An 11,896-nucleotide genomic window follows, 5' to 3' on the forward strand; every position below is an offset into this window, starting at 1 on the left:
TCAAATATAGCTGGGAAGTAATGCACATTGCTCACTCACTGATGCCGTTATATTAAAATCTCCATCATTATATGCATCTATCCAATCAAACATGTGTAATGGAGTCCAGGCTTTTCTTGTTTCGACACCCGATTTGTTTGATATAGATACAAATATATCCCTGCTGTAGGCATCTTTAAAAAATAGGGCGTTCAACCAGTAATTTGGAGTAATGTTAGGTTGGTTGGTTGTACATAAATCGATCTGATCATAGGAGTCAAAAAAAAACTTATAGCGCTCATGCAGTAGTTTTTTCTTTCTTAATTTATCGTTTAACTGTTCTAGTTGAGCTAATAAAAGTGCTGCATTTAAATTATTCATTTTATAATTGTAACCCAGTGCGTCATGATCGTATCCCAGACTGTTTGTTTTAGCCTGAGCAGCAAGATGTCTAATTTGATTAAATAGTTTTTTATCATTCGTTAGCACTGCACCTCCTCCTCCCGAAGTGATAATCTTATTTCCATTAAAGCTTAAAATACCAAGATGACCAAATGTGCCTACATGTTCTTTTGATATGGTACTTCCCAGTGCTTCTGCTGCATCTTCAATTATGCTAATGTTATAAAGGCCGCAAACTTCTCGAAGTTCTTTTATCTTACACGGGTTTCCAAATGCATGAACAGGAATACATGCTCTGATGTTACGATTTGTTTTTTTATTATAACATTGTTCGTCTCTTATTTCTGTATGATTTTCTAAAAAAAACTTAAGCTTTTTAGGACAAATCCCCAGAGTTTCCCTTTCAATATCAACAAAATGAGAAGTGGCTCCAACATAAGAAATTGCGTTAGAAGTAGCTACATACGTAAAAGAAGGCACTAGCACTTCGTCATTCTTAGTTATTCCCAATGCTAAAAGAGATAAATGTAGGGCCGAGGTACCTGAGTTAGTCAACACTACATAATCTGCCGATGTAATTTTTTTTAATTGATCTTCAACTTTTTTCAAAAATCTGCCATGAACTGAAACATACCCATCATTAATTGCTTGTGATAGATAAGCGATTTCATTCCCTCGAAATGAAGGTTCGTATAGCGCTATTTTATCCTTATTGGGGTAGCTTTCCTTAATAAATTCAACAATGTCTTTATACATGATGAGTATTATTACGATAAGGTCTGTTATCCCAATCAGATTTCATCCACTCTATTGTTCTTTTAAGTCCTTCATCCATTGAGATTATAGGTTTCCATCGAGTATAGTCATAAAGCTTTTTATGGTCTCCCACTAAATGCTGAATCTCACTTTTTAGAGGTCTTAACCTATCAGTGTCAAATGCTATATCAATACGTTTACCAAATAAGTCTCCTATCTTATATGCTAAATCGTTTATAGAAATGGCTTCATTGCTACATATATTGAAATCGTGTCCATAGGGCAGTCCATCTGAACAACAATTGATTAATCCTTTCACTGTATCCTCTACATATACAAAATCTCTTTTAGGTTTAGTATCACCTAGCTTAAGAACCTGTTCTCCATTGATATATTGAGAAATGACAGTTGGAATTATAGCCCTTAGTGATTGTCGTGGACCATAGGTATTGAAAGGGCGTGCAATTATGATAGGCAGATCAAAACTTTTAGCGTAAGAGTATGCTAGTGCATCTGCTCCAATTTTTGAAGCGGCATAGGGTGATTGTGGTATTTTAGGATGATCTTCTGTAATGGGGAGGTGTTGAGCATTTCCGTAAATCTCAGAGGTTGAAACACAGATAATCTTTTTGACTGACTCCCTTTTAGCCGCTTCTAAAACATTAAGCAAACCCAACACATTAGTTTTGATAAACGATCGGGGAGAAGTAAAACTATAAGGCACACTAATTAATGCGGCTAAATGAAAGATAATATCAATTGATTGAACAGATTGAGATACTATTTCTGCATCTCTTATATCACCAAAATTAAACTTGATTTTCTCTTTAGTTTCTTTAGGAATTAGATCCAGCCATCCTGCAGAATTAAAGGAATTGTATAAACAAAAAGCAGTAACATTTGCCTCTTTAGAAATAAGATATTCTACCAGATGCGATCCTATAAAACCATCTGCACCTGTAACCAGAATATTTTTCCCCTTAAGATTCATGTTAGACTGTATCTATAAATGACTTTTCAGTAATATTAAAAATCACTAAACCTACCAGGAATAATACAATCGAAAACACGCCGGCGTAAATTAATCCTGCCCATGAGAATATCCCTGTATCCAATGAGATATATCTAAATCCTTCGATGACCTGAGCAATAGGATTATATTTAAAAATGAAATAATATTCCGGTAAATCGTTTCTAATTTTAGACAAGGGAAATGGAACAGCAGAAATATACATGAGTAAAGAGGTCGCAAACCCTATGAGTACTTTAAAGTCCCTATATTTTGTCGTTAATGCAGAAATAGTCATACCCAATCCTAAACCTAGTAATGCTAGAATAATTACATAAACTGGGAATAAAAAAATCAAGTCATTAGGAGCTACTCCTGCATCTTTACTTAGATTGTAATACAGGTAGAATGATACAAAAATGACAATTTGAATACCCAATTTCAGTAAATTTGATACGGTCACAGAGATGGGCATAATAGCTCTTGGGAAATAAACTTTACCAAAAATATTAGCATTACTACTAAACGTATTTGATGTTTTGGTAAGACACTCTTTGAAATAACTCCATAATGTAATACCGGCCAGGTTGAATAAAAAAGGAGGAACACTCCCCGTAGAAATATTTGCTACATTATTAAATACCAAGGTGAATATAATTGACGTAAATAATGGCTGGATCAAAAACCATAAGGGTCCTAAAATAGTTTGTTTATAAACCGTGACTATATCCCTACGTACAAAAAGCATCAATAAATCTCTGTATCTCCAAATTTCTTTGAGATTGAGATCAATTAACTTACGTTTAGGAGTTATTTCAAATAACCATTTATCTGTTGTATCACTCATAACATTTTACAATTTCCAGGTTAATCTCAAACCTTCTTCTACACTGTATTTTGGATTATACCCAAGTAAATTCTTTGCTTTATCAATATTAGCAAGTGAATCTCTTACGTCTCCTTGCCGTTTAGGTCCATGAACTGCTTTTGCTGATGTTTTACCTGAAATATTCTTCAATATATTCCATAATTCATTTAAACTTATGCGATCACCATAGGCCACATTAAATATCTGGTTTGTTGCAGATTTATCTGAAAAAAAGGCCTTTATATTTGCCTGAACTGCGTTTTCTACAAAGGTAAAATCACGAGTTTGCTCGCCATCCCCATGTATTGTTGGTGAATGATTTTTTTGTAATGCCTCGATAAATAGTGGAATTACCGCTGCATATGCTCCGTTTGGTGATTGCTTAGGTCCAAAGACATTAAAGTATCGTAGGCCAACAGTTTCAATAGCATAGGTAGTAGCAAATACGTTTGCGTATAACTCATTTACATATTTTGTTACGGCATATGGAGATAGTGGTTTACCTATGGTATATTCTACTTTAGGCAACTCTGTGCTATCACCATAGGTAGAGCTAGATGCGGCATATACCATTCTTTTCACACTTTCACTTTCCTTTTGAGCAATGAGCATATTTAAAAATCCATTGACATTCGCATTGTGTGAGGCCAATGGATCTTTAATGGATCTTGGAACAGACCCTAACGCGGCCTGATGGGAGACAAAATCAATTCCTTTCATAACATCTACACAGTCCTCTAATCGTGTAATATCTCCGTCTACAAATTCAAAAGATGGATTGTCTATAAATTCTTCAAGATTCGATTGAAACCCTGTTGAAAGATTATCAAGAACCCTTACTTTCTTAGCATTATACTTGAGTAAATATTCTACCAGATTACTGCCTATAAATCCTGCTCCCCCCGTAATGAGGAAAGAAAAATCTGCTAAATTAATGTCATGATATTTAGAGGTATACATCATAATCTTCCGTCGACAATTTCTTTAGGTAAAATAGATTTTACATCAAAGAGCACGCTGTTTTTCTTTTGTAAGGTATTAAAATCTAACGTTAAGAATTCGTTGTGAGAGACAGCAAGAACAACACTGTCAAATGATTCTTTTAAATCTTGTATATCAGAAACTAAATCCAGACCAAATAAATTCTTAACTTCCTCTACATTAGCCCATGGATCTGCTACAGTAACATTTATTCCATACGTCTTTAGCTCTTCAATCACATCGATAACACGTGTATTTCTTGTATCTGGACAATTTTCTTTGAACGTAATCCCCAGAACTAACGCCTTGCTATCTTTAATTTTTATGTCTTTTTTGACCATCAGTTTAATTACCTCTTGAGCAACGTATCTGCCCATGCCGTCGTTCATTCTTCTTCCGGCAAGGATAATTTCTGGATTATAACCGGTTTCTTCGGCTTTTTGAGCCAAATAATAAGGATCAACGCCTATGCAGTGACCGCCTACCAGACCTGGAGTAAATTTAATGAAGTTCCATTTGGTTGCAGCAGCTTCAATCACATCTGTAGTATCTATATCCAAATTTCTAAAGATTTTAGAAAGCTCATTTACAAATGCGATATTAATATCACGCTGTGAATTTTCTATGACTTTAGCAGCTTCGGCTACTTTGATAGAAGACGCTTTATGTGTCCCAGCCTCAATGACAGAGGCGTACAACTGATCTACTTTTTCAGCGATTGCAGGAGTTGAACCTGAAGTAACTTTTAAAATCTTTGTAACTGTATGTTTTTTATCTCCGGGATTAATTCTTTCTGGGGAATACCCTGCGAAGAAATCCTCGTTAAATGTGAGCCCAGATTTTTCAGCTAAAATAGGCACGCATACCTCTTCCGTAACTCCAGGGTAAACCGTAGATTCGTAAATAACTAGGTCATCCTTTTTTAAGAACTCCCCGATCACCTCACTCGATTTTATTAAAGGAGTCAGCACAGGACGTTTAAATTTATCTACTGGAGTTGGAACAGTCACGATATAGATTGAAGCCTTAGCTATATCTTGTTTTGATGAAGTTGCAAAAAAGCCTTTTTCATCTGTAGATGAATTGAGTACTTCTTTTAGTTCATCGTCTGATACTTCTAACGTACTATCGTGACCTTCACTGAGTTCATCAATTCTGTCTTGATTGATATCAAACCCTATAACACTGTACTTCTTTGCAAAAGCCACAGCTAATGGAAGCCCTACATATCCCAGCCCTATAATTGCCAGTATTGGTTTATTCTCTTTCATTTATGCTAATGTTCTTATTAAATAATAACAATCTAATTTTAATGACCAATGTAAAAGATAATGAAGATTAATACGAACTTTATCTGGCCAAATTATTTCTCTGTTGTACACTTCTGGATTTTCTACCTGATTCAATATGTTTAATTCATGCTTATATTTTATAGTCGCAGGACCTGTAACACCTGGTTTTAGGAAGAGTATTTTTCTTTCTTCACCGCTTAGCTGATCTGCAAAACCTCTAACGTCTGGCCTAGGGCCCACCATACTCATACTTCCCATCACTACCTGGCATAGTTGAGGAAGCTCATTTAATTTCGATTGATGTAAAATTTTACCGTACCACGATATGTCATTCACAGCCTTATGATCTATGTGTTCATCTCCCGAGATGATTCTAAATTTAATAAGTATAAATTCTTTACCATATTGGCCTATACGCGCTGTTTTAAAAAAAGGCTTCCCCCTAAATTTAAAAAGTCCAATCAAAAAAATCAGACTCATTAATGGACTCAATACAAAAATTCCTGCCATGCTAATTATAAGATCAAATGTTCTTTTTACGAACCTCTGCTTTTTTGACAACATTTGATTCAATTAGATCTTTTTTGCCATGACTTTTTCAAACGTTGAAAAAAAGTTTTCTTTTTGTCAATTTCATGGTATCCATTAGCATATTGACCATACCCATATCCGTAACCATAGCCGTAGCCGTAACCATAGCCATATTTTGCCTTTTGTTGGAAGTAGTTCAAGACAAAACTTATATTTTCAATCTGACCTGATTTATACTTTTCATTGATTACACCTAACATCCCCTTTTTAGTATAATTTTGTCTAACCACATAAATCGAAGCGTCTGCGAATTTAGCTAAGGTAAGAGCGTCTGCTACTAATCCTATAGGAGGAGTATCCAAAATAATATAATCATATTCTTGCTTAAGCTCTTCAATAAGTTGAGCCATTCTCTCATTCATGAGCAACTCTGATGGATTTGGGGGGATGGGACCAGAAAGTATCACATCCAAATAAGGTATTCTCGTATGTTGAATCACCTCATCCATCTTACTTTGACCTATTAAATAATTGACTATTCCTCTATCATTCGTTAATTCAAAATCGTCAAAAATCTTGGGTTTACGAAGGTCCATTCCAAGTAAGACAGTCTTTTTTTCGCTTAGCGCAAAAACAGTTGCCAGATTAATGGAACAAAATGTTTTTCCTTCTCCGCTTACTGAAGAAGTAATCATAACAGTTTTAGTTCCCGAAATACCTTGCTGACGATACAAAAACTGAAGGCTAGTTCTAAGCGATCTAAAAGATTCTGCAATAGGAGACTTTGATTTATCAAAAACAACCAGATTAGAGGAAGATTTGCTCTTACCAATAACACCCAATACAGGAACAGGGCTTAATCGCGTTACTTCCTGAACATTATTGATCTTGTTACTTGCTAAAATCTTAATAAAGACGAGGAGAATCGGGATGAAGCCGCCAAATAATAGTGCCATCACATAATTAAGCTGAGTATTGGGCCCTATTTGTCCACCGCCGGTATCCTTGGCTACATCAATTACCTGTACGTCGCTTACATTAGCTGCTTTTATCAACTTCGCCTCATTTCTTTTAGATAGAAAAATACTATAATTGGATTCATTGATGGACAATTCCCGTTGGATCTTAAGAAGATCTTGTTGATCTTTTGGCAATTGCTTTATTTCCCTCTCTAATTGGCTTATCTGATTTTGTGTCGTTCTTATTTCTTGATTTAGTCGTCGTTGACTAGAAGAGATATTTTCTAGAAGTACGTCTTTCGCTGCATCTATTCTTCGATCAATATCAGTCAATAAATCTGTTCCCTCTCTTAATGTAAATTCGTACGCACTTCGTTCTGCAGCCAATTCTAAAATATTTGCTACGCCAGTGGCAATACTGACCTCTGTAATACCAGCAACAGTAGGAGCGGGTATATTTTCATAATTATTATGTGTAAGCAAATAATTTTCTAGATTTTCATAATTTTGTAATTGTTGTTGTGCTTCCTCTACAATGATATCCAACTCACTGATGCGTTGGAATAAATAGGCCCCTTCCTCATCCAGATTATATATCTTATTCTTAGCGAGAAAAGAATTTAGTTTCTGCTCCGTATCTTTAAGTTCGCCAGACTGTATTTGCAGCGTACTATCAATAAACTCAATGGTTTTAGTAGCAAAAAGATTTTTTCTTTTTAGTACATCGTCACTTAAGACTTGCACTGTTGTATTGAGGTAGTCTACAATTTTCTTCTTGTTATTACCCGTCATAGACAAAGCTAGTATAGAAGACCCATCGCTTTCAGGCTTTATCCTGATATCGCTCTCACTCTTTACAGCATCATAGAAGTTGGTGAACGAAAAGTAGTAAGGATAATCATTTTTGAAATTCTTCTTTACCTTCTCCAAAGTCCCAGAAAAATAAGGTGTCTTAATAAATTCACCTATTTTGAATTCCTGCTCAAACTGAACGGGCTTTAGTTCGATTCGTTGTGAAGATAATTTTGAAAAATTGTACTGTTTATACCTATCGGGCTCAGGAATAGTAATTGACAACACGAACGTATTTTCATCCTTGAAAATCACCTTAAATTGCTGATCAATAAGTTGATAAGAAGATGTATCAATGTTTACCTCAAATGGAACTTTTCCATAAGCATCTATCTGTTGATACTCACCATCTACCGCATAATTTATATAGAGATCAAGTCGATCTACCACTTTTTCATTATGAGATCGGGTTTGTAACGTCGTTATGGCTGTGTTAACCTTTTCAGAAGTTCCTCCCCAATTGAAGGTTAAACTGGTATTTGTGGTAAAAAATGGATTTTGATCATCTTTGACAATAATCAATGTGTCTAATTTATATACTGGTAATTTTCTGACATTAATATAGTAGGCTATACCCAATCCTATCAAAATACAAATAAGAAATAACCACCAATAACTTAAAAGCTTTAGTAAAAAGCCTTTAAAATCAAATGTTGTTCCTAACTCAGATACTTCAAACTCCTCTTTCTCCATTAGAGCCGTGTTGATAGTAAAACGATTGACGTAAAAAGAGTAACGATGCTGGCGATACTTTGAAATGTATTTAAGCCCGTAATCCCAAATCCGGTAGATTTTTGGGGTAAAGGATTGACGAGAATCAAATCATTAGGCTGGATATAGTAAACCGGTGAATTAACTGCTTCGATTTGGGTTAGATTGATATGATGAATTTGTTGACCCTCCGGATTTTGACGAACAATTACTACATCGGTCCGATCTCCCAAATCGTCAATACCTCCTGCCTGGGCAATCGCTTCCATAATCGTAATCTGTTCTTTATAAATAACTTGGCTGCCAGAGCCTATTTCACCAAGCGTCGTGTAGCGTATACCTGGTAATTTAACGGTGACAAAAATATTTGCGGTAGGCTTAAAAAAACTCGCCAGTAACTTCTCCTTTAATAGTTCCTGAATTTCTTCAGTAGTAAGACCTAGAACAAATACATTCCCTAATCTGGGAATCCTAATATTTCCCCTATCGTCCACTGTATATCCATTAAAAAAAAGCGCTTCCTCGGTTGTTGCAGTGCTTACTGTTTCATCTACAGGATTGAACATGCTCACAACCTCTTGATCTAGCGCTTTAACTCGTACACTGAGTAGATCATTTATTTGTACTCTATATGGTTTTTGAACACGATTTACAGATATAATACTATCCATTTTTGTGTCATCCTGTTGCAAATAGGTCAACCGTTTTGTTGGTATGCATGATGAAAATAGCCCTAACAGTAGCCCAATACAAATAATATGAGATAATCGCATGTAGTTTCGTACAAAGTAAGCCGCAAATATAGCTTTTTAAGTAATGAAAACGAAACTTTACCCATTGACAAATCCTAAGGAAAAGCTGTACTTTGCAGCAAAAATATATCATTGAATTTTCTATCGGTCGAAAATATTTCTAAATCCTATGGAGAACATACCTTGTTCTCCCAAATTTCTTTTGGTATCAATCAAGGTCAAAAAATTGGCTTTATTGCCCCAAACGGATCAGGCAAAACATCCTTACTCAACATTCTTTCCGGGCAAGAATCTCCTGATACAGGTCAGGTGGTTTATCGTAATGAACTAAAGGTTGAATTTTTATCTCAAAATCCTGTTTTTGAACCAAATATAACGATAGAAGAGGCTGTTTTTAGGGCAGAAAATGACACACTAAAAGTCATTGCAGCCTATGAAAAAGCACTCCTATATCCTGAAGATGTTGAAGCGTATCAGCAGGCGTTTGAGCAAATGGAACACACCAATGCCTGGGACTTTGAAACCCAATACAAGCAAATTCTTTCCAAACTCAAACTGGATGATCTGTCTAAAAAAATCAGTACACTTTCAGGAGGACAAAAAAAACGTCTTGCATTAGCTATAATTATCCTAAATAATCCAGAGTTTCTCATTTTAGATGAACCTACTAACCATCTTGATCTTGAGATGATTGAATGGCTTGAAGCTTATTTTGAACGTGAACAAATCACACTCTTCATGGTAACACACGATCGCTATTTTTTAGAACGGGTTTGTAATGAGATTATTGAATTGGATCAAGGCAACCTTTTCTCGTATAAAGGTAATTACAGCTACTTTTTAGAAAAAAGAGCACATCGTCTCGAAGCAGAATCTACTTCGCAGGGAAAAGCGAAGCAGCTCTTTAAAAAAGAATTAGAATGGATGCGTCGCCAACCTAAAGCACGCACCACCAAATCAAAATCGCGTATTGATGACTTTAGCGAAATCAAAGCAAAAGCACATACTAGGAGACAACAACATGAAGTCCAGTTAGAAATCAATATGGAACGACTTGGAAATAAAGTTGTTGAGCTTCATAACATCTCTAAATCCTTTGGTGAGTTAGAAGTGTTACAAAAATTCTCCTATAATATTCAACATGGGGACCGCATTGGTATTATTGGAAAAAATGGAACCGGTAAATCCACCTTTCTCAATATGCTCACTGGTGCTCTCCCTTCAGATACCGGCAAGATCGTTATAGGCGAAACCGTGAAATTTGGATATTACACCCAAGGCGGGATCAAAGTCAAGGAAGGACAAAAGGTCATTGAAGTCATCAAAGAATTTGGAGAATACATTCCATTAAAAAAGGGCCGACAGATATCGGCGCAACAACTTTTAGAGCGTTTTCTCTTTGATCGTAAAAAGCAATATGATTACGTAGAAAAATTAAGTGGTGGTGAACGTAAGCGCCTTTATCTTTGTACTGTCTTAATTCAAAATCCTAACTTTTTGATTTTAGATGAGCCTACCAATGATTTAGATGTAGTTACGCTCAATGTGTTAGAAAGTTTTTTGATGGATTTTCCGGGTTGCTTGCTGGTGGTATCTCATGACCGTTATTTTATGGATAAGATTGTGGAGCATCTTTTTGTATTTCAAGGTGACGGGATGATCAAAGATTTTCCAGGTAATTATTCTGATTATCGCGCTTACGCGGAAAATGCTCCAAAAACAACTAAAGCTCAAGTAGATAATTCAGTCACAGCAAAAGTAACGAAACCAGCTTCCCCTAAAGTCTCTTATCTTGAACAGAAGGAATTCAAAAAGCTTGAAAAAGAGATTTTCAAATTAGAGCAAAAGAAGCAAGAAATTCAGCATAAATTTTTAAAAGAGCTCTCACCCGAAGAAATTGAAAAAACCTCTATTGCACTAAGTGAAGTGGAGAATAACATTGAAGAAAAAACCGAACGTTGGTTTGAACTTTCGGCGAAAATGGAAGCATAACATGTGGCAGCGTATTAGATCTTATTTTAGATTTTTGCTCAACTCCACCAATCAGCATGGGGTACATTCCCCATTCGTGTTTCAGTTAGTGACTAAGTGTTTTTATGACAAAACGCATTATAAGGCTTACGATCAATTAAAAAAGTATCGCCACGTCCTGCTTGAAAACAATAAAATCATTTTTATTAAAGATTACGGGGCTGGAAGCAGAACATCATCTTCGGTAAAACGTAAAGTTTCAGCTTTAGCAAAAAAAGTGGGTACTTCTTCAAAAAGACAACAACTTCTCTTCCGGCTTGCTCAATATTTAAACGTTCACGCTAGCCTTGAACTTGGTACCTCGCTTGGATTAGCAACCTCCGCGTTAGCACAAAAAAAAGATAATAAGATCACTACGATAGAAGGGAGTATGGAAGTTGCTCACATCGCAAAAAACCTATTTAAAAATTTTGGTCTAAGTAATATCGCTTCAAAAACCGGTCAATTTGATCAGGTGTTACCATCGCTACTTGATAGAAAATACGATCTGGTGTTTATAGATGGTCATCATCAAAAAGAATCAACACTCCGCTATTTTGAACAGCTTATCCCCTGCGCTCATAATGATACTATTTTTATCTTTGATGATATCTATTGGTCAAGCGGAATGGAGGTGGCTTGGAAAGAAATCAAACAACATCCTAAGGTAAAAGTAACCATTGACACTTACCATTGGGGCCTGGTTTTTTTTAGAGCAGAACAAGAGAAAGAACATTTTACCATTAGAGTGTAACAAGATCAAGACGATCGCGTCTTATGAACAGACAACAATA

Annotated in this window: 10 protein-coding genes; 2 read left to right on the top strand and 8 right to left on the bottom strand. The window is 35.6% G+C overall.

Annotation, left to right across the window (positions count from 1 at the left end):
• Genes ABD000_RS02025 through ABD000_RS02060 form a run of 8 tightly spaced genes read right to left on the bottom strand, consistent with a single transcriptional unit; the run spans position 1 to position 9,011 of the window.
• Positions 1-1,137 (bottom strand): LegC family aminotransferase, encoded by a 1,137-nt coding sequence (locus tag ABD000_RS02025; protein WP_343763167.1) that lies wholly within the window; start codon positions 1,135-1,137, stop codon positions 1-3.
• Positions 1,130-2,128 carry an SDR family NAD(P)-dependent oxidoreductase gene (locus ABD000_RS02030; protein WP_343763170.1) on the bottom strand — a complete coding sequence of 333 codons (999 nt, stop codon included), beginning with the start codon at positions 2,126-2,128 and terminating at the stop codon, positions 1,130-1,132. Before ABD000_RS02030 ends, ABD000_RS02025 begins: the two co-directional genes overlap by 8 nt.
• A gap of 1 nt (position 2,129) precedes the next feature.
• Positions 2,130-2,993: an ABC transporter permease gene (locus tag ABD000_RS02035; RefSeq protein WP_343763172.1), complete on the bottom strand. Its 864-nt coding sequence runs from the start codon at positions 2,991-2,993 to the stop codon at positions 2,130-2,132.
• 6 nt (positions 2,994-2,999) lie between these two features.
• On the bottom strand, positions 3,000-3,974 hold the full coding sequence (locus tag ABD000_RS02040; protein ID WP_343764000.1) for an SDR family oxidoreductase: 975 nt from the start codon (positions 3,972-3,974) through the stop codon (positions 3,000-3,002).
• Positions 3,974-5,266, bottom strand: coding sequence for a nucleotide sugar dehydrogenase (locus tag ABD000_RS02045; RefSeq protein WP_343763174.1), 1,293 nt, complete (start codon positions 5,264-5,266; stop codon positions 3,974-3,976). Before ABD000_RS02045 ends, ABD000_RS02040 begins: the two co-directional genes overlap by 1 nt.
• Positions 5,267-5,851 (bottom strand): sugar transferase, encoded by a 585-nt coding sequence (locus ABD000_RS02050; RefSeq protein WP_343764003.1) that lies wholly within the window; start codon positions 5,849-5,851, stop codon positions 5,267-5,269. It lies immediately after the preceding gene.
• A 5-nt stretch (positions 5,852-5,856) separates the two neighbouring features.
• Positions 5,857-8,322, bottom strand: a complete 2,466-nt coding sequence (locus tag ABD000_RS02055; RefSeq protein ID WP_343763177.1) for a GumC family protein — start codon at positions 8,320-8,322, stop codon at positions 5,857-5,859.
• Positions 8,322-9,011: a polysaccharide biosynthesis/export family protein gene (locus ABD000_RS02060; protein ID WP_343763180.1), complete on the bottom strand. Its 690-nt coding sequence runs from the start codon at positions 9,009-9,011 to the stop codon at positions 8,322-8,324. The genes ABD000_RS02055 and ABD000_RS02060 overlap by 1 nt, the downstream gene beginning before the upstream one ends.
• A 213-nt stretch (positions 9,012-9,224) precedes the next feature.
• Between ABD000_RS02060 and ABD000_RS02065 the strand changes: the two genes are divergently transcribed.
• Both ABD000_RS02065 and ABD000_RS02070 read left to right on the top strand, forming a co-directional pair.
• Positions 9,225-11,084: an ABC-F family ATP-binding cassette domain-containing protein gene (locus ABD000_RS02065; protein ID WP_343763182.1), complete on the top strand. Its 1,860-nt coding sequence runs from the start codon at positions 9,225-9,227 to the stop codon at positions 11,082-11,084.
• Position 11,085: 1 nt separating this feature from the next.
• Positions 11,086-11,856 (top strand): O-methyltransferase, encoded by a 771-nt coding sequence (locus tag ABD000_RS02070; protein WP_343763185.1) that lies wholly within the window; start codon positions 11,086-11,088, stop codon positions 11,854-11,856.
• Positions 11,857-11,896: the final 40 nt, after the last annotated feature.

The organism is Gangjinia marincola (assembly GCF_039523415.1).
GTDB lineage: Bacteria > Bacteroidota > Bacteroidia > Flavobacteriales > Flavobacteriaceae > Gangjinia > Gangjinia marincola.

Excerpts from the sequence above, each read along its gene's own strand:
- ABD000_RS02025 (WP_343763167.1), bottom strand. The coding sequence starts at position 1,137 with ATGTATAAAGACATTGTTGAATTTATTAAGGAAAGCTACCCCAATAAG.
- ABD000_RS02030 (WP_343763170.1), bottom strand. The coding sequence starts at position 2,128 with ATGAATCTTAAGGGGAAAAATATTCTGGTTACAGGTGCAGATGGTTTT.
- ABD000_RS02035 (WP_343763172.1), bottom strand. The coding sequence starts at position 2,993 with ATGAGTGATACAACAGATAAATGGTTATTTGAAATAACTCCTAAACGT.
- ABD000_RS02040 (WP_343764000.1), bottom strand. The coding sequence starts at position 3,974 with ATGTATACCTCTAAATATCATGACATTAATTTAGCAGATTTTTCTTTC.
- ABD000_RS02045 (WP_343763174.1), bottom strand. The coding sequence starts at position 5,266 with ATGAAAGAGAATAAACCAATACTGGCAATTATAGGGCTGGGATATGTA.
- ABD000_RS02050 (WP_343764003.1), bottom strand. The coding sequence starts at position 5,851 with ATGTTGTCAAAAAAGCAGAGGTTCGTAAAAAGAACATTTGATCTTATA.
- ABD000_RS02055 (WP_343763177.1), bottom strand. The coding sequence starts at position 8,322 with ATGGAGAAAGAGGAGTTTGAAGTATCTGAGTTAGGAACAACATTTGAT.
- ABD000_RS02060 (WP_343763180.1), bottom strand. The coding sequence starts at position 9,011 with ATGGATAGTATTATATCTGTAAATCGTGTTCAAAAACCATATAGAGTA.
- ABD000_RS02070 (WP_343763185.1), top strand. The coding sequence starts at position 11,086 with ATGTGGCAGCGTATTAGATCTTATTTTAGATTTTTGCTCAACTCCACC.